This is a genomic window from Marinitoga sp. 1154, from assembly GCF_013363285.1.
Taxonomy (GTDB): Bacteria; Thermotogota; Thermotogae; order Petrotogales; family Petrotogaceae; genus Marinitoga.
In genome coordinates, this window is the sequence record NZ_LBFB01000010.1 from 56,721 (window position 1) to 78,878 (window position 22,158).

The window sequence follows — 22,158 nt, forward strand, 5'->3', positions numbered from 1 at the left end:
TTATGCTAATTGATTTACATTGTCATAGCACATTTTCAGATGGAACACTATCTCCAAAACAGCTTATAAAAAAAGCAAGTAATCTTGGAATAAAAATATTTTCCATTACAGATCATGATACAATTGAAGGACAAAAAGAAGCTATTTATTTTGCAAAAAAAACTAATTTAAAATATATACCTGGCGTTGAAATAAATGCTGAATTCCCAACATTAATGGATATACTCGGATATAATATAGATATAAATGACGATTATTTAAACTCAATACTTAAAACAATTTATAATAAAAGAATTGAAAGAAACAGATTAATGATAGAATTATTAAAAAAAGAAGGTTTTAGAATTGATATCGAAGATCTTGAAGGTGTATCGCTATATACAATTGGGAGACCTCATATTGCTAGAATTCTTTTAAAAAAGGGATATGGAACCTCTGTGAGTCAAATTATAGAAACATATTTAACCAGAGGAAAGAAATGTTATATTGAAAGATTTAAATTTTCACCCAAAAAGACCATTAAAGCCATTAAAAAAGCTGGTGGTTTTGCTGTGCTTGCACATCCAAAAAAATTAAGATTATCAAACATTCAATTAGAATCTCTAATCATTGAATTAAAAGATTATGGACTCGACGGAATTGAATGTTTTCATTACTCAAGTGATCCTCATTATACAAACTTTTTAATTGAATTGGCCAGAAAAAATGGTTTATTAGTTACGGCAGGAAGTGATTTTCATGGCTCAAATAAACCCTTTGTTTCATTAGGGCTTTATATTGAAAATTTTGTTATACAGGATACTATTAATTATTTTGTTACAAATTATTATAAAAAAAGCTAAACTTTTCTTTCATTATATCCGATAATATAATTAGGAAATTTATAATCAGGAAAGGATTCCTATGGGGGTGTAATTATGGGAGAAATGAATAGAATAAACAGTGATTTTTCCAGTTTTATAGATTCGCTTACAAAAGATATTGAATTTCCGAAAAAGGATAATAACCAAGATGAAAGAAGAAATACTTTAAATGTTCAAAAAAATGTTCGTGATTTATCCAATATAAATATTAAAAAACTTTCAAAAACTATTGAAGAAAAACTGAACAAATTAAAAGAAATATTTAAAGGTGAGGTAAAATTTGAAGTAAATGATGATGTGAACATGATTATAGTTAAGATTGTAGATAAAGATTCAAAAAAAGTAATAAGACAAATTCCTCCGGAAACAGCAGTAAAGATGGCAGAAATGCTTGATAAATTAGAAGGAATTTTCTTAGATGAACGTGCGTAACGGAGGTGATTAATAATGAGTGAGAACAGCTATCTGGGTTCTTTCCAATTTGGTGGGATAGCAAGTGGTTTGGACACCTCATCTATAATAGATCAATTAATGTCAGTTGAGAGAAAACCATTGGAAAGATTACAAAATGATTTTGAAAAATTACAACTACAACAAAAAGCATGGAAAGAGGTTGATTCCAAACTTAGTGATTTTTGGGACTTTCTTACTACATTTAAATTAAAAAGTAATCTTATTCCAAAAAGTGTTCAGGTAAGTGATGAAAATGTTTTATCAGCCACTGCATCAACATCATCAAGCAATACAAATTTTAAAGTTAAAATTAATTCTTTGTCTTCATCTACATCATTTACACCTACAAATACATTAGGAAACATACCTGACTTAACAACACAATACTACCAGTTAAACGGAAGAACAACTCCAGTTGCAGGTTCATTTACATTAAAGGCTCTTGATTCCTCTGGAAATATAATGGAAAGTGTCACAATAAACTTTTCTGGTACAGATACTATAGGAGACATAATAAATCAAATAGACGCAAATTCAACATATTTTACCGCTTCACTTAACAATGGAAAATTAAGAATTGAAGAAAAAGCCGGCCAGGAAGGGTCTGTTTCAAGCATATTGTTAGGTGATTCATCTGATACAAGTAATTTTACAGAAGTTTTTAATCTCGAAGGTTCTGATTTTGTACCTGGAGGAGCAACAGCAGGATATATAGAAAGCACCGTTCATGCTGGAGCAGTAAATACCTCAAAAATATTATCCGACATAAGTTCAGATGTTACTTCGGGGATCATAAGAATTAACGGAACAGAAATAACAGTAAGCTCTACAGATACATTAGGCGATTTAATTGCAAGGATAAACGCATCAAATGCTGATGTTATAGCATGGTATGATGAAAATGAAGATAAATTGATGATACGAAATAAAGAAGGGGGTCCTCAATCAATAACAATTGAAGATGGCGATTCAACAGGTGCAAATAAGACAAATGTATTAGACGATTTATCCTGGATTGATACCAGCGGAAATTATATGGGTACTATTATTCCTGGTACCGCTGCAAATGTTGAAATAGACCTGGATGGTGATGGCACTGCTGATTTAACCAAAACCACATGGGGAAATACTGTAGAATACAATAATGTCACATTGAATTTGAAATCAATTTCCTCAAATTGGATAGATGTTCAGGTTACTCAAGATGCCGATGCTACTTATGATAAAATTAAAGAATTTGTAGACAAATATAATGAAGTTATAGGTTATATTTATGAAAAACTAAATGAAGAGTCGGTAAAGCCAGAGAAAGGTGAAACATTGTCTGAAGATGATAAATTAAAAGGTGTTTTAAAAGGTGATGACAATTTACAGAATATATTTGATTCATTAAGAAATATGGCTTATGGGGTTATTTCATGGTCTTCTAACGTAAATGCCAAATATAGTTCATTATACGAAATTGGAATAAATTCAGGAGATGCTGGAGGAACATATGAAAACACCATGAAAGGAATACTCCAAATTAATGAAGATAAACTTAAATCAGCTATTCAAAATAACGCTGAAGAAGTGTGGAAATTATTCGCATATGAAGATGATAATAATAAAGGTATCGCTATTAAATTCAAAGATTACATATGGGATACTACAAAATTTGGAGGTACAATAGATCAAATATCCGGTACTACCGGGACAATAGGGCTTGAAATGAGAGATATTGCAAAAAGAATGACTTCATTAATCGATCAGCTTCAAAGAAAAGAAGCTTATTACTGGCAAAAATTCTCCGCAATGGAACAATCTGTATCTCAAATGCAAGCACAGGGGTCATGGATTACAAGTGCATTTATGAAATAAATAAATAATTAAATAAATAAATAATTAATAAATTAAGGTAGGCAATTGCCTACCTTAATTTATTAATTATTCTTCTTGCATTATCTTCATCTTTTATCATCTGATTTATAAGCTCCTGTTTGCTATTAAATTTTCTTTCTTCCCTAAGAAAATGCAATACTTCAACCTCTATAATTTTATTATAGAGATCACCAAAATAATCCAAAAAATAAATTTCAACCTTAGGCTTTTTTATGTTTTCATTAAATGTTGGTCTTAATCCAACACTCATAAGTCCATAAAATTTACGATTTGTGTTTTTCACTCCACCTTTTACCAGATACACACCATATTTTGGATATATAACTTCCTCTTTATAACGTATATCTATATTCGCTGTAGGAAACCCTAAACTAAATCCAATATGTCTGTCTTCATATACTGGTCCTTCAACACTCCAATTTCTTCCCAATAAATTATTAGTTTCTTCAATCTTCCCATTAATCAATGTTCGTCGAATAAACGTTGAACTTATCCTTGTTTCTGAGGTTTTAATATCTTTTAAAACTTCTACCAAAAAATTCTTTTTATGTTGTTCAGATAACAAATAAGAAACATTTCCCTTTTTATCTTTCCCAAATGTAAAATCTTCACCACAAACAATAGCCTTCATTCCATTATGTAACAAAAAATCCAGATATTCACCATGCGTAATATGAATAACATCTAACAGATCAAAAACTTCTGTTTCAAACCCCATCTTCTCAAGCAACTCCTGACGCTTATATGAAGGCAAAATTACACCACTAAATTCTCCAAAATACCTAATTGCCGGATATTTCATAATATAAGCTTTTGGTATTAAATTATTCCTTTGTGCAATTTCCAACGTTTTTTTTATAATAACCTGATGACCTTTGTGAACGCCATCAAATGTACCTATAGCTACTGCATAATTCATTATTAAAACTCACCTCTATATAATTTTTATTAATCAAAAAATAATTGTGCCAATTTATAATATTCAAAAGGTACTAATTTTTTTGTCGCTACCCCATATTCAAGAGGGATAGATACTATTTGATTTCCTTTTAAAGCAACCATCCTTCCAAAGTCTCTATTTTTTATGAGATTCATAGCTTCAACTCCATATCTTGTCCCTAAAATTCTATCAAAAGCCGTAGGTGTTCCACCTCTTAAAAGATGACCTAATACCACAGATCTCGTTTCATAACCTGTTCTTTGTTCAACTATTTCTGCTAAATAATGGGCTATTCCCCCTAGTCTAATATGCCCAAATGCATCAATTGTAGATTTATCTGCAACAACCTGTTCCAATTCAGTTGGTTTAAATCCTTCTGCAATAGCTATAATCATATATTTCTTTTTCTCCATTCTCTTATTTATGTAATTAATAATCTCATCTATGGTCATTGGAAACTCTGGTATCAAAATCAAATGAGCCCCAGCCGCCATTCCAGCTTCAATAGTTATCCATCCTGCTTCTCTACCCATCAACTCAACAATCATAACTCTCTGATGTGATTTTGCAGTAGAATGCAATCTATCAATAGCATCAGCCCCGACATTAACAGCAGTATGAAAACCAAATGTATAATCTGTATTTGAAACATCATTATCTATTGTTTTTGGAACTCCTACAACAGGATATCCTAAACTTGACAACTTTGCAGCTACTGATAAAGTATCATCTCCGCCAATAGATATTAAAGCATCTAAGTGCATTTCTTTAAAATTCTTTTCAAGCAATTCTCTGCTTTCTTCTTCTTTAAAAGGATTTACTCTTGCTGTTCCTAAAATCGTTCCTCCTAATATATGAATTCCTTCAACATCATCATTATCCAATTTAATCATTTCTCCTGTTAACATACCTTTCCATCCATTTAATATACCATACGTTTCAAACCCTTCACCAGCTGCATGAACAATTCCTCTTATAACAGCATTCAATCCTGGACAATCCCCACCACCAGTTAATATACCAACTCTCATTTTGCTCCCTCCCCAAAATAAATAATATGACTATAGTTAATTACAAGCATATATTATTATACCAGAAATTTCCCAATTGCGAAAATTATTATAATGTTGTAATTTAGTTAAAATTATAGTATAATATTTTATGAAATAATTAAAGGAGGACTTAGTATGAATGCTAAAGTAATAAACTCGATTCTTGAAGCTTTTTCAAGAACATTTAAAATGGCAACAAATAATATGGATATAGTAATTCAAAAACCTGTTGTCGACAAAGGGGATAATAGGTCATACGAAGTTGTTGTTACTATAGGATTCATTGGAGATTTAGACGGCAACATTCACATGGGATTATCAATAGAATCAGCTAAAGTTATTGTTTCTCAAATGATGATGGGAATGCCCGTTGAAAAATTAGATGAAATGAGTTTAAGCGCACTTGGCGAATTGGGAAATATGATTTCAGGTGCAATTGCAGTAAATTTAGAAAAATTGGGATATAAAATAAATATCACTCCACCTTCAATAATGCATGGAAATAATATCATTTTTATAAAAGATGGTATATCATTAAAATTTCCTATGAATATTGATAATAAATTCTCAGAAGAATTTTTTGTAGTATTAAAAAGCTCGATATGAAACAAAAATTTGATATCAAAGTGTTTGCAAATTTAAATCTAATACTCTTCTTTGCTTTAGCTGTACTTGCCAATATATTTATAGGATTCATAATCGGTTCAATCTTATCATCATTTACACAAAATGATTTGTGGAAAGTGCTTTTTTTGTTTTTAGGAGTGATTTCGGGATTATATAATGGCATTATTGAATTGCTAAAGGAGGCAAAAAAACAGGATAATGAATTCAGAACTAAAAGCAAAAGCAAAAGAGATAATAATAAAAATAATAATTCTTTCGATAATTGAGTTTTTGATATTAATATATTTTTTTAAATTAAATACTTTCTTAATTTTTATCGGCAGTTTTGGAGCAATAGCTGGAATTTTAATGATAACCGAGGAAATTAATACATTATTAACCAAACCAAAACACAAAATTACAAAAGGTTATATGATTAGATACGCTTTTTTTGGTATAATCTTGCTTGTTGCAGGATTAATTTCAAAAGACGGGTTGTTTTTAGCATTTTTAGGTCTTATGAATATGAAATTTGCAGCATTTATTTCACCAAAATAATGGGGAGGAATAATGATGACTCAAAAACAGAAAAAAACTTTAAAGATTTTATTTTTTATTTATATTATAGCTGGACTTATCAATTTTATATTTTTTCCTTCAGCTAATTTAGAGGGTGTTGGCTTGAGATGGACATATTCTTTTGGTGAAAATCCATCATTTTTAAACACCATTAACCCCATGACAGTCATTATGTCAGTAGTAATTATACTTATATTAATATTGTTTGCATCTAGAGTGAAATTCGAACTAATCCCTGGTAAAAAGCAGGCATTGGTAGAAGCTTTATTGGAATATTTCTGGGAATTAGTTGAAGATGCTGTTCCTAATAAAAAGTATAGAAAACCAATATATGTTATTTCAACAACATTATTTCTATTCATATTAATTGCTAATTTAATTTCAGGAATGCCTGGAATAAATGTTACGCCCATTGAAAACACATTAAAAATTGGATTATTTACTGATACCTGGTATACACCGACTTCAGATTTAAATACAAACGCTACCTTTGCTGTTATGGTTCTTGTTATAAGTCATATATTTGCCATATCATCAAAAGGATTTACCAAATGGTTAAAAATGTTTATTGATCCAACACCTTTGTTATTACCTTTAAATATAATTGGAGAACTGGCTAAACCTGTCTCGCATTCTTTGAGGCTTTTCGGAAATATTTTCGGTGGAGGAATATTGGTTTTAATTATAAGTTATATGTTGAAATATTTTGTACTGCCTATATTTTTATGGGGATTTTTTGGCATATTTGTAGGATTAATACAGGCGTTTGTTTTTTCTCTTCTGGCTATAGCATATATGGGTTCATTACTTGAAGAATAAATCTTAAAAAATAATCTGGTTTATTTATTAAAATTTAAAATTTTTAAGGAGGTTGATTAGAATGGCTATTGAACAGGTTGCACAGGAAATAGTAAATTCTGGTAATGAAGCTGCATTAGGTACTGGTTTATATTATCTCGGTAAATTTATTGGTGCCGGTTTGGCTATGGGTATAGGCGCTATTGGTCCTGGTATTGGTGAAGGTACTGTTGGTGGTCATGCTATGGACGCTATGGCAAGACAACCAGAAATGGCTGGTTCATTGACGACTCGTATGTTACTTGCTATGGCTGTTACTGAATCTACAGGTTTATATTCTCTTGTTATTGCATTATTGATGTTAATAGTATTACCATAATTTCGGGGTAAAAATCCCCATAAAAGGGGGTGTAATATATGTTAGATTTTAATTTTACATCAATAGTGAATTTAATAGGCTTCACAGTATTGGCATATTTTTTATGGGTTATGCTTTATAAACCTTTCTTTGAAATAGCTGAAAAAAGAAGACAACTGGTGGAAAGTGAATTAAACCAATCAGAAAAATTACGTAAAGAGGCTGAAGAGAAATTAAATCAGGCTAATTTAGAATTAGAAAAAGTAAGAAACAAAAAAGAGAGTATAATAAAAGAAGCTGAAGATTTAGCCAAAAGTATAATTTCTACTGCAAAAGAAGATGCTTTAGCCGAAAAAAATAGAATAATTTCTGCTGCTGAAAAGGAAGCTCAGGAAATAAAGGAAGAAGCTTATAAAGATATACAAAATAAAGTAGTATCATTATCAATAGCTATAGCTTCAATGATTTTAAAGAAAAACATCGATGAAAAAGCAAATGAAGAAATAGTAAAAAGAGCATTTGAAGCTTTAAGTAAGGGTGAAAAATTATGAAATTTTCTATTTCACTCGCAACTCGATATGTTGAGGCATTTATAGAGTTCCTTTCAAAAGAAAATAAACTGAATAAACTCGACAAATACGTTAAAGCATTAAAAAATGTTGTAGATAAAATTAATAATGATTCTCTTTTCTATGATTTAATAGGAAATCCTTTATTACCAAAGGATTATATTGTTATGCAAATAGTAAAAGTTGCAGATATTGATGATAAGAATTTTAATAGATATATCAAAGTTCTTGTATATAAAAATAGGCAATTAATGATACCCATAATATATACATTATTAGAACAAAAAAATAATGAATTAAAGAAATTGGTAAAAGTTGATATAACTATACCTTATAATATCAACGCAGATATGATAAGCGAATTAAAAAATATAATACATCAAAAAACAGGAAGAAATGTTATTTTAAATACAAAATTAAACGAAGATTTAATTGGTGGTATTCAACTACAGTTAGAAGATAAAATATTTGATTATTCAATAAAAGGTATTCTGGAAAAAATCGGACGCGAGTACGCTTCCAAGCGGGGGTGATTTGTTTTGAGAATAAATCCTGATGAACTTGAAAAAGTCATAGAGGAACGCATCAAAGCTTATGAATCAGGTGAAATAAAAGAAGTTGGATGGATAATGCAGGTTGGTGACGGCATTGCCAGGGCATATGGTTTAAAGGATGTTATGGCAAGTGAATTGGTTGAAGTTCACACCGATACCGGAGAAATAGTAAGTGGGATGGCATTAAATCTTGAAGAAGATAATGTTGGTATAATCATTTTAGGTGATTATAAACTTATCAAAGAAGGAAATAAAGTAGTTAGAACAGGCAAAATTGCTCAGGTCCCTGCAGGCGAAGAACTATTGGGAAGAGTTGTTAACCCGTTAGGCGAGCCTTTAGATGGAAAAGGTCCAATAAACACTAAACATACAAGACCTATAGAATATAAAGCTCCTGGTGTAGTTTTAAGAAAACCTGTTGATACACCTTTACAAACCGGTCTAAAGGCTATTGATACAATGATTCCAATTGGCCGAGGACAAAGGGAATTGATCATTGGAGATAGACAAACAGGTAAAACAGCAATTGCTATAGACACAATAATTAACCAAAAGGGTAAAGGGGTTAATTGTATATATGTTGCGATAGGTCAAAAAGCTTCTTCTATTGCAAGAACTGTAGCTAAATTAGAAGAATATGGTGCTATGGAATATACAATAATTGTTGCTGCTAGTGCAAGCGATCCAGCATCATTGTTATACTTAGCGCCTTACGCTGGTGCGGCAATGGGTGAATATTTCATGTTCAACGGAAAAGATGCACTGGTTGTATATGATGATCTTTCAAAACATGCTGCAGCTTATAGGGAATTATCGCTATTATTAAGAAGGCCACCAGGACGTGAAGCATATCCTGGAGATGTGTTTTATTTACATTCAAGATTATTAGAAAGGGCTGCCAGATTAAACGAAAGTTATGGTGGTGGCTCATTAACCGCATTACCTATAATAGAAACACAGGCAAATGATGTTTCAGCTTATATTCCAACAAATGTTATTTCTATAACAGATGGTCAGATTTATTTAGAACCATCATTATTTTACGCCGGACAAAGACCTGCTGTTAATGTAGGTTTATCTGTTTCAAGGGTTGGTGGTGCTGCTCAAATAAAAGCTATGAAACAGGTTGCAGGTAGTTTAAGGTTAGACTTAGCTCAATACAGAGAATTGGAAGCTTTTGCACAATTTGCAACAGAATTGGATGAATCAACCAGAAAACAATTAATCAGAGGAGAAAAACTATCTGAATTATTAAAACAGGGACAATATGTTCCTATGGAAGTTGAAGAACAGGTTGCTGTTGTATTTGCTGGTGTTAATGGATATCTTGATGATATCCCAACATTAAGCATAAATAAATTTGAAAAAGAATTCTTACAATATTTAAAATCAAATAAACCTTCAATATTAGAGTCTATAAAAACCAAAAAAGTTATAGATGAAGAACTGGATAAAGAGCTTAGAAAAGCTATAGATGATTTCAAATCAGCTTTTCAGGCTTAGGGTGGTGACAACTCATGAGTCGAGGAAAACTTAGGATATTAAAACAGCGTAGAGCCTCAACACAATCCACAATGAAAATAACCAAAGCCATGGAAATGGTTGCTGCTGCGAAAGCTAATAAAGTTGTCAAAGAAATTTCTTCATTGAAAGATTATGCGCATTATTCTGAAAAAATAATGAAAAAAATTGCTCCAGTAGAAGATAGCATATACACTTCAAAAAAAGAAGGAACTTTGATTGTAGTTATTACACCAGATATGGGATTATGTGGAGCTTTTCCAATGGAACTTACAAAAGTTGCAAATGATTTAGCTAATAAAACAGATGATTTTATAGGTTTTTATAATATTGGTTCAAAAGGTGAAATAGAGCTAAAACAAACAGGAAATTTATTGCTTTCAAGAACTAAATTATATGATGTACCAAAGCAGGAAGATGCTGAATATATACTGGACGATATTATCGATATTATAGAAGATAAAAATATAGGTAAAGTAAAGGTCGTTTATGGTGCATTTAAAAATGCTTTAATTCAAAAACCGGAAGTTGTTGAGTTATTACCTATAAATTTTGAAGGTTCAATGGATCCAAGATTCGAATATGAACCTGATTCAAAAGAATTATTTGAAGAAGCTGCTTATTTATACTTATTGTCCAAAATGTATTTAATTATATATGAAAACAAAATAAGTGAATTATATGCTAGAAAAAATGCAATGCGTAATGCTACTGATAATGCAAAAAATTTAATTGAAAAGCTCACCCTTGCATATAACAAAGCAAGGCAAGCTTCTATAACCCAGGAATTAATAGAAATAGTAAATGGCGCTCAGGCATTGCAGGAAGAATAATATTGGGGGTGTAATAAGTGGAAAAAAATGTTGGAAAATTAGTAAGTATAATAGGCCCCGTTGTGGATGTTAAATTTGAAACAGGCAAATTACCGGAAGTCTATAATGCTCTTGAAGTAATTAATCCATATACAGATAAAAAATTGGTATTGGAAGTTGAGCAGTTAATCGGTGATAATACAGTAAGATGTGTTGCTCTTGATTCAACCGATGGATTAAAAAGAGGACTTGATGTTGTAGATACTGGAGCTCCTATTAAGGTCCCTGTTGGTGATGTAACCCTTGGAAGAATGTTTAACCTTTTGGGTGACCCCATTGACGAAAGAGGTGATGTTGAAGCTAAAGAGTACTGGTCAATACATAGAGAGCCTCCAACAATTAAGGAGCAATCTACAGATATCGAAATACTGGAAACGGGTATAAAAGTTATAGATTTATTAGCCCCATTCCCAAAAGGAGGTAAAATAGGATTCTTTGGTGGTGCTGGTGTTGGTAAAACCGTTCTTGTTATGGAACTTATAAGAAATATTGCAATTGAGCATAAAGGGCTATCATTATTTGCCGGTGTTGGTGAAAGGACAAGAGAAGGAAATGACCTATGGTTGGAAATGCAGGAATCAGGTGTTTTACCAAATACAGCTCTTGTATTTGGACAGATGAATGAACCGCCGGGAGCAAGATTCAGAATAGCATTAACAGCATTAACAATGGCAGAATATTTCAGAGATGTTCAGAAAAAAGACGTATTATTATTTATAGATAATATATTCAGATTTGTTCAGGCTGGTTCAGAAGTTTCAGCTCTTTTAGGGCGTATGCCATCTGCTGTTGGATATCAGCCAACATTAGCAACAGATGTTGGTCAATTACAGGAAAGAATAACTTCAACAAAAGATGGTTCTATTACATCAGTTCAAGCAGTTTATGTTCCAGCTGATGATATTACAGACCCGGCTCCGGCAACAACATTTTCACACCTTGAAGCAACTATTGTTCTTTCAAGGCAAATCGCTGAACTCGGGTTATATCCAGCTGTTGATCCATTAGATTCAACATCAAAAGTACTGGATCCTTCTGTTCTAGGGGAAGAACATTACAAAGTTGCCAGGGGAGTTCAACAGGTATTACAGAGATATAAAGACTTACAGGATATAATTGCAATTCTTGGTATAGAAGAATTATCAGAAGAGGATAAATTAACAGTTCAAAGAGCAAGAAAAATTCAGAGATTCCTTACACAACCATTTTTTGTTGCGGAAAAATTCTCTGGAATTAGCGGTCAATACGTAAAAGTCGAAAATACAGTAAAAGGGTTCAAAGAAATATTAGAAGGAAAATACGACCATATTCCTGAACAGGCATTTTATATGATTGGTACAATAGAACAGGCAATAGAAAAGGCAAAGAAAATGGGAATAAAAGTCTAAGGAGGGGGTAAAAAATGTTTAATCTAAAAATAGTAACCCCCAGAGGAATAAAAGCTGAAATAAAAGCAAAATATGCCGAATTCACAACAGTTGAAGGTGGAATGGGAGTTTTAACAAACCGACTTCCCATAGTTGCAAAACTCAAAGTTTCACCGTTAAAAATAAAAACAGAAGATGATAAAGAAGAATTATTTGCAATTCATGGTGGAATAATCGAAATGGATGGAAAAGAAATGATAATACTTACAACCGCTGCAGAAAGACCTGAAGAAATAGACGTAGAAACTACCATGAAAGCTATTGAATCTGCAAAAGCTAAATTATCTCAAATAGAAAATACAGCTGAAAAGGCTAAAGTTCAGGCAGAAATTGAAAAAAATATGGTAAGAATATCGATAGTAAAAAAATAAGGCGCTTTGCGCCTTATTTTTTTACAGTCTATTAATATTATAAATGAATTGGAATAAACATATAATTAAATAATCCATAATCATTTTCTGTTTTTTTAAAATTAATATGTTATAATTAAATAAAATACTTTCATTGGAGGTGTAGTTATGCTTAAAAAACTATTTACTGCATTATTATTGCTATTATCTTTAAGTATTTTTTCAATTAACAATTATTTTTTCAATTTAAATACAATCAGTATAAATAATACGAATGTATATATTTCTAAAAATTTATGGAATATATCAGAAGAATCTAAAATTGGCTTGTGGATATCCATGAATAATTTTAATGTATTCCCAAAATTAGGAATCAATTATAATGACGAAATAACATTTTACAAAACTCAACAGATTTTTTTTAAGAAAGTGAAACTAAAAACTGGCGAAAGAGTTTTTGACCTGGATATTGGATATGATTTAAACAATAACTCCTTTATTTTATCGACAACAATAAAAAAATATAAAAATGATTTGATTTCTAAAAATTTTTCATATTCATATACTTCTGTATTTAAAAGTGGGAGTGAAAAAAGAGGTATAGCTTTAAATAAAATATTAATACCTACAATAATAAAAAGTTCCATCTTTTCAACGGATTATAATGAGTATTATATATCAAATTATTCATTTCAATTACAGAGATATTTTACATTACCCTTTATAATAGGTATATCTGAATTAGGATACTCTTTTTCAATTCCTATTGGTATTTTTGAAAATAGATATTTATCAGGATATTATTCATATGGTATTTTATATAAAGATGAAATTTCACCTTTTTTAAATTTTCAAACACCTATAAAAATAAATAAAAGCGATTATTATTTTGGCATGCAATTAAAAATGAAAGAAAAATCGAATTTTATCGTATTTTTTTCAAGACTGGATATGAATAACACATTTAGTTTAATATTTACAAAAGACGGAGGGAGTTTTTTCTTTGAATTCTGAAATCGGGATATACATACATATACCATTTTGTAAAAGTAAATGTCTATATTGCGATTACCCTTCAACGACAAATATTAATATACAGCAAAAATACTTTAATTATTTAATGAAAGATATAGAATTGAATAAATATGATGGAAAAATAAAAACAGTTTTTTTAGGTGGCGGAACCCCATCTTATGTTGATATTAAATATATAGAAAATATTTTTAAAAAATTAAATATTACCAATGCTTTCGAAATAACGATAGAATCAAATCCTGAAACATTAACAGAAAAAAAATTATATAATTACAAAATGCTTGGAATAAACAGATTAAGTATGGGTATCCAAACATTTGATAATAATATTTTAAGAGCTATGAATAGACAATATAACAATGAAATAATAGAAAAAAAATTTAATCTAGCCAGAAAATTTTTTTTTAATATCAATTTTGATTTTATTCTTGGATTACCTGGTGATAATATGAATATTTTAAAAAAAAATTTAGAATTAATAGAAAAACTACAACCTCAACATGTTTCTTATTATATATTTGATGATAATCATCCTACGCCATTAAAAAGCTTATTGGACAAAGGTAAAATGAAATTACCAGAATATGAATTTATTGAAGATGGTTTTGACTTAATAATAGAAGAATTAGACAGAATGGGATATAAAAGATATGAAATATCTAATTGGTCAAAAAAAGGATTCGAATGTAATCACAATTTAATATATTGGAATAATGAAAATTACTATGGTTATGGAATTTCTGCAGGAGGACATGTGAATAATATAAGATATACCAAAACATCAGAATTAAAAAAGTATTTTAAATATCTTAATGAAAATAAGATACCATATGAATATTATAATGAAAACACCTTATTAGAAGAATTAACGGAAGAATTATTCATGGGTTTAAGATTAATAGATGGAATTAAAGTGAAAAAATTAAAAACAAAATATGGGAAATTATATGAAAAATTTTTCAAAAAACTTATTCAAATGGTTTCAGACTTAATTAAAGTGGATAACAGAATTAGATTGTCAAAAAAAGGCCAGGATTTATCTAAAATGGTATTTGAAAAAATTCTTGAAGTGAGGGAAAATATAGAATGGATATGAAAGAAAAAGTGGAGGAATATATAGCAGATTTATTGAACAAAAAATTTGACAAAAAATCTAATTCCGAAGATTGGGATGAATATTTTATGAAAATAGCCTTTCTTGTTAGTGAAAGGTCTTCATGTGCACATCGGAAAGTTGGTGCAGTAATAGTAAAAAATAAAAGAATACTGGCGACTGGATATAATCAACCTCCATCAGGGTTTCCTCATTGTAATGAAATAAATTGTATAAGAGATGATTTAAAAATAAAAAGTGGAGAGTATCAAGAGATTTGCTACGGACTTCATGCAGAACAAAATGCATTAATGCAGGCTGCAAAATTCGGAATTTCTACTGATGGAGCTTATATATATGTAACACACCAACCATGTTCTATTTGTGCAAGATTAATAATTAATGCTGGGATAAAAAAAGTGATATATGGTGGTAATTATCCTGATGCATTAACTAAGTTATTCTTTAAACAAACTGGTGTAGAATTTAAGATGATGAAAAAATAGCCTTGGAGGTGCATTATGCCTAATGAAAAGTATTTCCCTTATTTAAGAAAGGATAGACTGCCAAATGTATGGTGCCCTGGTTGCGGAAATGGAATTGTTATGAAATCTTTCATTGAAGCAGCCGGAAATTTGAATTTAGATAAAAATAAAGTTGCTGTCGTATCTGGTATTGGATGTTCATCAAGGGTTACAGGATACCTTGATTTTAATACATTACATACTTTGCATGGAAGAGCAATACCCTTTGCAACAGGGGTTAAATTAGCCAGGCCTGATTTAGAAGTTGTAGTTATGGGTGGAGATGGAGATATGCTGGCTATTGGTGGAAACCACTTTATCCATGCCTGTAGAAGAAATATGGATTTAACAGTAATACTTTTTAATAATACAATTTATGGAATGACTGGCGGACAATATTCACCTACCACACCTTATGATTCTATGGCTTCCACGGCCCCATATGGTAATATTGAAAGTACATTTGATCCTGTTCAAATGGCAATATCTTCAGGTGCAACTTATGTAGCAAGAAGTACAGTATATCATTATACCCAGAGTGTAAAATATATAGAAAATGCCATAAAACATAAAGGTATGTCTGTTGTAGAAATAGTTTCAAATTGTCATACATATTATGGAAGATATAACGGAATGAGTAAACCTTCTCAATTTATGGACTATTTTAAGAAAAATACTATAATGTTAAATAAAGCAAAAAATATGAGCAGTGAAGAACTTGAAAGTAAAATTGTTATAGGTGAATTTTATAATAACAAAGACAAAAAAACCTATCTTGATTTATATGAAGAACTATCTGAAAAATTAGGTGGTGTTGTGAAATGAACATAAAAGAACCAAGAAGTATCAGAATTAGCGGAATGGGCGGTCAGGGAAATATACTTATGGGTCTTATTTTAGCAGAATCTCTTGTTAATGAAGGATATTGGGTAGTTCAATCCCAACATTATGGAGCTCAGGTTAGAGGAGGCTTATCTTTTTGTGATGTGTTATACTCAGATGAAGTTATTGATTATCCAAAAGCAGAAACATTTGATATATTATATATAATGAATGATATAGCATTTCCACATTTAACTATGATAAAAAACAATGGAATAATTTTTTATGATAGTTCATATATAAAATCACTCCCTCAAACTGTATCAAGAATTACAAAGAAAATAGTTGCCATTCCCGCATCAAAACTTGCATACGAAGAACTTGGGAATACAAATGTAGCAAATATGATAGGACTTGGTGCAATTGCTAAAAATTGTGAAATTGTTAAATTAGAAACATTAATTAAAATTATGAAAAAACGGGTAAATCCAAAATTTTATGAATTAGATGAAAAAGCTCTAAAGATTGGTTATGAATATAGCAACAAAAAATATGAAATAAAAATAAATGATAAAAATGGAAGAGGATTTTAATGAGAAAATTTTCAAAAAGTATTTCTTTTGCAATTAAAGGCTTATTTGAAGTTTTTAAAACTCAAAGAAATTTTAAAATTCAAACTTTTTTCGCTTTAATAGCCTTTACATTATCTTTTATACTCAACCTAAATGAAAGTCAAATTTTATGGATATCATTGGCTATATTTTTTGTTTTAATTTTAGAAACAATAAACACATTAATAGAAAAAATGATGGATTTGATACATCCTCATTACAATCCTATCGTAGGACTAATAAAGGATTTAGGTGCTGCTGCGGTACTAATCGCAGCATCTTTTTCTATTGTAATTGCAGTTGTCATATTCGGTGGTAAAATTTTTAATTGGCCCCCAAAATATGGTATAATAATAGGCATAGCATTTATTGTATTTATAATAACTGGGAGTTTGTTTAAAGGGAGGGAAAAAAATGACCGATAATGTAATAAAAGTTTTAATTGTGGATGATTCTGGATTTATGAGAATGGTATTAAAAGACATAATTGAAAAACAAAAAGACATGAAAGTTGTTGGAATAGCAAAAACCGGACTCGAAGGAGTAGAAAAAGCGATAACGCTGAAACCAGATGTAATAACAATGGATGTTGAAATGCCTGAATTAAATGGGCTTGAAGCGGTAAAATTAATAATGAAAAAAAATCCAACCCCTATTATTATGGTTAGCAGTTTAACCTCAAAAGATTCTGAAATAACAATAGAAGCTCTGGGAAATGGTGCAGTAGATTTTATACAAAAACCAGCTGGAAGCGTTTCATGGACATTTAGAGCAGTAGCGGATGATCTATTGATAAAAATAAGAAATGCTGCAAAGATAGACCCAACAAAATTAACGAAAAGATCTACATTCAAAGCAAAAAGACCCAGAATAACCTCCCTTCTAAGAGGACAAAAAATTGTATTAATTGCATCATCAACAGGTGGACCAAGATCATTAGATACTATAATTCCAAATCTTCCGAAAGGAATAAATGTACCTGTGGTGGTTGTGCAACATATGCCTGCTGGATTTACAAAATCTCTTGCAAATAGACTAGATAAAGTTTCAGAGTTAAAAGTAAAAGAGGCTGAAGATAATGAAGAATTAAAACCTGATACGGTATATATTGCACCTGGAAGCTATCACTTGGGATTGAAATCAAAAGGCTCTAAAGTATATACATATCTGGATTCATCGGATAAAATAAATAATGTAAGACCTGCTGCTGATTTTACTTTTGATAAAGCTGCCGAAATATATAAATCAAATATAGTAGCAGCAGTCTTAACAGGTATGGGTAAAGATGGAGCAAAAGGTGCATTTAAAATAAAACATTATGGAGGGAAAATAATTGCAGAATCTCCAAAAACGTGTGTTGTATACGGTATGCCTAAAGCAATTGTAGAAGAAAATTATGCTGATTTTGTTTTACCAAATTATGAAATAGCAGAGAAAATAGTTGAGTTATTAGGAGGAAAATGATGAAAAATCGGTTTATTTTAATATTATTGATTTTATTACCCCTTGTATTATTTTCAGTAAAAACATTTATTTATACTATAAAAAGTGGTGACTCTTTGGAAAAAATAGCAAATAAATTTAATATTCCTTTATCTCTTATTATTGATTATAATCCAGATTATGCATATAAGAAATATATATATCCTGGCGAAAACTTATTAATACCAGAAAAAGCTATAATGATATATCGTGTTAAATCAGGAGACAATTTAAGTTATATAGCAAAAATATTTTTTTCTGATGCAAGTTTAATAGCTGAATATAACAATATAAAAGATCCAGATCTTCTTTATATAGGCCAAAAATTAAAAATTCCATATGAATACATTGGTTTAAGCTTTAATAAGCAGGTTGATGTATCATGGCCTGTATGGGGCGAGATCACATCGTTATATGGCTGGAGAATACACCCTATATATAACGAAAAAAGGTTTCATTCTGGTATAGATATAGCTTTAAGCGAAAGTGCGCCAATATTATCTGCAGTTAGTGGAAAGGTTGTTGAAGTAAAAAAAGATAATGGGTATGGAATATACGTAAAAATAAAAGCAGGGAAACATTATTATATATTTGCACATATGTCAAAAGCACTTGCTACAGTGGGTGAAATCGTTAAAAAAGGTGAATTAATCGGAAGAGTAGGTTCAACAGGAATATCCACTGGCCCTCATGTCCATTTTGAAGTTAGAACATTAGCGGATAAATCCGTAGATCCATTGGGTTTATTACCAGGATTTAAATATGCTCATGTATCAATAGAGAAACATTATATGGGTGGTAATTAGACATGAGAAAATTATTAATATCAATATTTTTACTTATTACATTATCCTTTTTTTCAAAAGAATTATATCTTCAATGGAAAAAAGTGGATAATAATAATTATATTGAGAAAAACAATAATATTTTTCTCAATATTTCTTATTTAGAAAAGCTTGGATATACAATAATGGGAACATCAGAAAATATGTTTATATTAAAATTAGATGATACGTGGTCTGCTGTTGTTTTTCCAAAAGCCGAAGTTGCTATTATAAATTCTTCTGAAAGTATTTCACTTAATTCTGAAGATTTTATGTATATTAATAAAAAATATTTTGTAAAATTGGACATTCTTGCCAAAATAGCTAATCTTGAATATTTTAAGAATTCTAAAGGATATTACTTAAATTATAAACTTGCAAAATTGAAAAGTATAGACGGTTTTTTAATGCAGGATAGATTAAGGATTATAATGGAATTTTCAGCTAAACCAGAAAGATTTGAGATATATCCATTAACAGCTGTTCCAGGCTATTTAATAAAAGTTTTTGGAGTTGAAATCCCCGAAGTTTCCTTTTCAAAAGAATTCAATAATAAATTTTTAAGCAGAATTAAAGCTATGCAGCATTCGCAAAAAGAAATATGGGTGACTATAATACTTGGAGCAGAAGCAAAAAAATACACAAAACTGGAAGAAAATGGTCGAATTATGCTGGATATAGAAATGACAGAAGATTTTACAAAACCTGTAGTTGTCATAGATCCAGGGCATGGAGCGTTTGATCCGGGAGCACTTGGATATCTTGGAACAAAAGAAAAAGATATGGCATTAAAAGTTGCATTAAAAACAAAAGAAATACTTAAAAACAAAAATATAAGAGTATATCTTACCCGTGATACTGATAAATTTATAGAATTATATAATAGAGCAAAAATAGCAAATGATTTACATGCAGATCTTTTTATAAGTATTCATTTGAATTCATATCTTGAAAATAGAAGTGTCAGGGGATCGGAAGTTTATTATTTTTCTTTTTCTGATGACAAATATGCAAGAAAAATTGCAAGAAAAGAAAATCTTGATATGAATGATAATAAAGATATAATACAATCAAGAGTTATAGAAAAGAAAAACTCTATACCTGAAAGTAAAAAAATGGCAGGGATTTTAAAGAAATATATAGAAAAAAATAAAATACCATTTAGATCTACAAATGCCGCTGAATTTGCTGTTTTAGCATATACAAAATGTCCAGCTGTGTTATTTGAATTAGAATTTTTATCAAATCCAATTGTAGAAGTTAACTTTATTTCAGGGAAATATGTGGATTTATTTGCAAAAATAATAGCCGAATCAATTATGGAATATTTTAATGTAAAGTAAATTTTAACAAATTAGTTGCGAAAAATTTTCTTGATTTATATCATATCTTATGTTATAATATACCTCGGAAGTTGTTCCGGCGTAGCTCAACGGTAGAGCGGGTGGCTGTTAACCACTAGGCTGGGGGTTCGAATCCCTCCGCCGGAGCCATAAACAAAATCCCCTTAGGGGTTAACAAAACGTCCAGTATAATAACTGGACGTTTTTGTTTTATTGTTTGTATTTAAATATATTATTACCCATCCTTCTTTTAACCTTTTTTGATTTGACCACATGAGTATAATATGCACTTTTCAAAGAAAAGCTGGTATATCATAAAAATGCCATTTTTAGTTAAACTTAGGCTGTCCACTGCTTTGGGGTAAGATCAATCTTCCTCTATTCCACCGCCTATTTCAACGAAATTTAAAACCCCATAACTCATTGAAAATTTTGCTTTATCAACAAATTCGAATTTTAAATTTCCTTCTTCAATAAAAAGTAATGGGTTTATGGAAGTTATAGAAAAAATGTTAATAGAAATAACTAAAATAAATAATATAAGTAACTTTTTCATTTATTTTCCTCCTTACTCATGTTGATCAATTTCCTGATTTTTAATTAGTATTTTTTCAGTGTTCAAATTCATTACAGTTATGGTTAGTGGAGATGGAAAATAATTTTACAATAAAATCATTTTATCTTTGACTATATATATTTCCCTTGGAAATCCAACTAAAAAATATATATAATCATTCAATAAAGTATATTTTCCATCTCTATAAGCAACGGTATCCACAAAAGCATCTATTCCTGGTAAAGGAATTGTCTTTGCAATTTCTAATTTATCCACATCGTATAATATCATATATGCCCCTTTAAAATGTATAATTTTTATATTAAGTTACATTCAACTAAAAATTATTATTTTCACTTATTCAATTCACAATAATTTTAGCAAAAAAATAGTCAACAATATAAAGTAAATTTTAGGTAAATTTATAATCAACTTTTCTTTTCTTAAATTTAATAAATTTACATAATTATTTTATCATCTGATATATTTTTATGGTTAATTTTTTATTTAATGTATTGATGCAATTTTATATTCTTGCTATTATTTGATGTTAATGATTAATTGGTTTTATGCTATTTGATTAATTCCAATAACCTTTCTTCATTTTCCTTTGTTGTTTTTTTGAGTATTTCCTCTGTTTTTTTGTCTGCCACTACTTTTCCTTTTTTTAACACTATTATCCTGTCTGTCTTTTCTATTTCACTTACCTCATGACTGGCTAAGATTATCGTTTTTCCTTTTTGCGATAATTCTTCCATTATTTCGTATATTTTTATCTTTGTTTCTATATCTACACCATTTGTTGGTTCATCCAGTAAATATATTTCCGCTTCTTTTATTAATGCCCTTGCTAAATTCAGTCTCCTCTTCATTCCTGTTGATGCTTCCATGTATTTGATTTTTCTGTTTTCGTATAGCCCCATCTCTTTTAATCCTTTTTCCACTTTCTTTTTTAATTCTTTTCCTGTTATATTGTTTAACATCCCAAAAAATTTGAGATTCTCTTCTAAACTTAATCGGTAATAGAATGACCGTTCATTTGCTG

At 29.9% G+C, this 22,158-nt stretch carries 28 protein-coding genes and 1 tRNA gene; 24 read left to right on the plus strand and 5 right to left on the minus strand.

Going from position 1 to position 22,158, the window contains the following annotated elements; translation table 11 throughout:
• Positions 1–2: 2 nt before the first annotated feature.
• From XO12_RS06205 to fliD, 3 genes are all read left to right on the plus strand, one after another.
• The gene (locus tag XO12_RS06205) at positions 3–842 is read left to right on the plus strand and encodes a PHP domain-containing protein (protein ID WP_047265424.1); all 840 of its coding nucleotides are present in this window, start codon (positions 3–5) and stop codon (positions 840–842) included.
• A gap of 75 nt (positions 843–917) precedes the next feature.
• A complete protein-coding gene (locus XO12_RS06210) occupies positions 918–1,295 on the plus strand; it encodes a flagellar protein FlaG (protein WP_052913155.1) in 378 nt (125 codons plus the stop codon).
• A gap of 15 nt (positions 1,296–1,310) precedes the next feature.
• Positions 1,311–3,176, plus strand: coding sequence for a flagellar filament capping protein FliD (gene fliD, locus XO12_RS06215; protein ID WP_175419913.1), 1,866 nt, complete (start codon positions 1,311–1,313; stop codon positions 3,174–3,176).
• Between the two features lie 49 nt (positions 3,177–3,225).
• Here the strand turns inward: fliD and ribF are convergent, their stop codons facing one another.
• Together ribF and XO12_RS06225 are read right to left on the minus strand one after the other, a co-directional pair.
• A complete protein-coding gene (ribF, locus tag XO12_RS06220) occupies positions 3,226–4,116 on the minus strand; it encodes a riboflavin biosynthesis protein RibF (RefSeq protein ID WP_047265426.1) in 891 nt (296 codons plus the stop codon).
• 29 nt (positions 4,117–4,145) lie between these two features.
• Positions 4,146–5,168: a 6-phosphofructokinase gene (locus XO12_RS06225; RefSeq protein ID WP_047265427.1), complete on the minus strand. Its 1,023-nt coding sequence runs from the start codon at positions 5,166–5,168 to the stop codon at positions 4,146–4,148.
• Positions 5,169–5,324: 156 nt separating this feature from the next.
• Between XO12_RS06225 and XO12_RS06230 the strand changes: the two genes are divergently transcribed.
• From XO12_RS06230 to XO12_RS06330, 21 genes are all read left to right on the plus strand, one after another.
• Positions 5,325–5,795 carry a chemotaxis protein CheX gene (locus tag XO12_RS06230; protein WP_047265428.1) on the plus strand — a complete coding sequence of 157 codons (471 nt, stop codon included), beginning with the start codon at positions 5,325–5,327 and terminating at the stop codon, positions 5,793–5,795.
• Positions 5,792–6,082, plus strand: a complete 291-nt coding sequence (locus XO12_RS06235) for a hypothetical protein (RefSeq protein ID WP_175419914.1) — start codon at positions 5,792–5,794, stop codon at positions 6,080–6,082. Before XO12_RS06230 ends, XO12_RS06235 begins: the two co-directional genes overlap by 4 nt.
• On the plus strand, positions 6,015–6,353 hold the full coding sequence (locus XO12_RS06240; protein WP_047265429.1) for a hypothetical protein: 339 nt from the start codon (positions 6,015–6,017) through the stop codon (positions 6,351–6,353). Before XO12_RS06235 ends, XO12_RS06240 begins: the two co-directional genes overlap by 68 nt.
• Positions 6,354–6,368: 15 nt before the next feature.
• The gene (gene atpB / locus XO12_RS06245) at positions 6,369–7,193 is read left to right on the plus strand and encodes a F0F1 ATP synthase subunit A (protein ID WP_047265430.1); all 825 of its coding nucleotides are present in this window, start codon (positions 6,369–6,371) and stop codon (positions 7,191–7,193) included.
• A 61-nt stretch (positions 7,194–7,254) separates the two neighbouring features.
• Positions 7,255–7,551, plus strand: coding sequence for a F0F1 ATP synthase subunit C (locus tag XO12_RS06250; RefSeq protein WP_047265431.1), 297 nt, complete (start codon positions 7,255–7,257; stop codon positions 7,549–7,551).
• 38 nt (positions 7,552–7,589) lie between these two features.
• Positions 7,590–8,081 carry a F0F1 ATP synthase subunit B gene (gene atpF, locus XO12_RS06255; RefSeq protein WP_052913158.1) on the plus strand — a complete coding sequence of 164 codons (492 nt, stop codon included), beginning with the start codon at positions 7,590–7,592 and terminating at the stop codon, positions 8,079–8,081.
• A complete protein-coding gene (gene atpH / locus XO12_RS06260) occupies positions 8,078–8,632 on the plus strand; it encodes an ATP synthase F1 subunit delta (protein ID WP_047265432.1) in 555 nt (184 codons plus the stop codon). Before atpF ends, atpH begins: the two co-directional genes overlap by 4 nt.
• Positions 8,633–8,638: 6 nt before the next feature.
• On the plus strand, positions 8,639–10,156 hold the full coding sequence (gene atpA, locus XO12_RS06265; RefSeq protein ID WP_047265433.1) for a F0F1 ATP synthase subunit alpha: 1,518 nt from the start codon (positions 8,639–8,641) through the stop codon (positions 10,154–10,156).
• Between the two features lie 14 nt (positions 10,157–10,170).
• The gene (gene atpG, locus XO12_RS06270) at positions 10,171–11,007 is read left to right on the plus strand and encodes an ATP synthase F1 subunit gamma (RefSeq protein ID WP_047265434.1); all 837 of its coding nucleotides are present in this window, start codon (positions 10,171–10,173) and stop codon (positions 11,005–11,007) included.
• A gap of 17 nt (positions 11,008–11,024) precedes the next feature.
• Positions 11,025–12,434, plus strand: coding sequence for a F0F1 ATP synthase subunit beta (gene atpD / locus XO12_RS06275; protein ID WP_175419915.1), 1,410 nt, complete (start codon positions 11,025–11,027; stop codon positions 12,432–12,434).
• A gap of 14 nt (positions 12,435–12,448) precedes the next feature.
• Positions 12,449–12,844 carry an ATP synthase F1 subunit epsilon gene (gene atpC, locus XO12_RS06280; RefSeq protein ID WP_175419916.1) on the plus strand — a complete coding sequence of 132 codons (396 nt, stop codon included), beginning with the start codon at positions 12,449–12,451 and terminating at the stop codon, positions 12,842–12,844.
• A 147-nt stretch (positions 12,845–12,991) separates the two neighbouring features.
• Positions 12,992–13,837 carry a hypothetical protein gene (locus XO12_RS06285; RefSeq protein WP_047265437.1) on the plus strand — a complete coding sequence of 282 codons (846 nt, stop codon included), beginning with the start codon at positions 12,992–12,994 and terminating at the stop codon, positions 13,835–13,837.
• Entirely contained in the window at positions 13,827–14,954 is a 1,128-nt protein-coding gene (hemW, locus tag XO12_RS06290) for a radical SAM family heme chaperone HemW (protein ID WP_175419917.1), read from the plus strand. The genes XO12_RS06285 and hemW overlap by 11 nt, the downstream gene beginning before the upstream one ends.
• A complete protein-coding gene (locus tag XO12_RS06295) occupies positions 14,951–15,457 on the plus strand; it encodes a cytidine/deoxycytidylate deaminase family protein (protein WP_175419923.1) in 507 nt (168 codons plus the stop codon). The genes hemW and XO12_RS06295 overlap by 4 nt, the downstream gene beginning before the upstream one ends.
• A 15-nt stretch (positions 15,458–15,472) precedes the next feature.
• Positions 15,473–16,300 carry a 2-oxoacid:ferredoxin oxidoreductase subunit beta gene (locus tag XO12_RS06300; RefSeq protein ID WP_047265439.1) on the plus strand — a complete coding sequence of 276 codons (828 nt, stop codon included), beginning with the start codon at positions 15,473–15,475 and terminating at the stop codon, positions 16,298–16,300.
• Positions 16,297–16,890 (plus strand): 2-oxoacid:acceptor oxidoreductase family protein, encoded by a 594-nt coding sequence (locus XO12_RS06305; RefSeq protein ID WP_047265440.1) that lies wholly within the window; start codon positions 16,297–16,299, stop codon positions 16,888–16,890. Before XO12_RS06300 ends, XO12_RS06305 begins: the two co-directional genes overlap by 4 nt.
• Positions 16,890–17,333 (plus strand): diacylglycerol kinase family protein, encoded by a 444-nt coding sequence (locus tag XO12_RS06310; protein WP_047265441.1) that lies wholly within the window; start codon positions 16,890–16,892, stop codon positions 17,331–17,333. Before XO12_RS06305 ends, XO12_RS06310 begins: the two co-directional genes overlap by 1 nt.
• Complete coding sequence (locus XO12_RS06315) at positions 17,323–18,372, plus strand: chemotaxis response regulator protein-glutamate methylesterase (protein WP_175419918.1); 1,050 nt, start codon at positions 17,323–17,325, stop codon at positions 18,370–18,372. The genes XO12_RS06310 and XO12_RS06315 overlap by 11 nt, the downstream gene beginning before the upstream one ends.
• Positions 18,372–19,196, plus strand: coding sequence for a M23 family metallopeptidase (locus XO12_RS06320; RefSeq protein ID WP_047265443.1), 825 nt, complete (start codon positions 18,372–18,374; stop codon positions 19,194–19,196). Before XO12_RS06315 ends, XO12_RS06320 begins: the two co-directional genes overlap by 1 nt.
• Positions 19,197–19,198: 2 nt before the next feature.
• Positions 19,199–20,557, plus strand: a complete 1,359-nt coding sequence (locus XO12_RS06325; RefSeq protein ID WP_175419919.1) for an N-acetylmuramoyl-L-alanine amidase — start codon at positions 19,199–19,201, stop codon at positions 20,555–20,557.
• Positions 20,558–20,632: 75 nt separating this feature from the next.
• Positions 20,633–20,707, plus strand: a tRNA-Asn gene (locus XO12_RS06330).
• A 217-nt stretch (positions 20,708–20,924) separates the two neighbouring features.
• Here XO12_RS06330 and XO12_RS06335 read toward each other — a convergent pair.
• The 3 genes from XO12_RS06335 to XO12_RS06345 form a co-directional block, all read right to left on the minus strand.
• Complete coding sequence (locus tag XO12_RS06335) at positions 20,925–21,113, minus strand: hypothetical protein (protein WP_047265444.1); 189 nt, start codon at positions 21,111–21,113, stop codon at positions 20,925–20,927.
• A 105-nt stretch (positions 21,114–21,218) separates the two neighbouring features.
• Positions 21,219–21,404, minus strand: coding sequence for a hypothetical protein (locus XO12_RS06340; protein ID WP_047265445.1), 186 nt, complete (start codon positions 21,402–21,404; stop codon positions 21,219–21,221).
• Positions 21,405–21,685: 281 nt separating this feature from the next.
• Positions 21,686–22,158, minus strand: a 473-nt coding sequence (locus tag XO12_RS06345) for an ATP-binding cassette domain-containing protein (RefSeq protein WP_175419920.1), incomplete at its 5' end; no start/stop codon positions are given.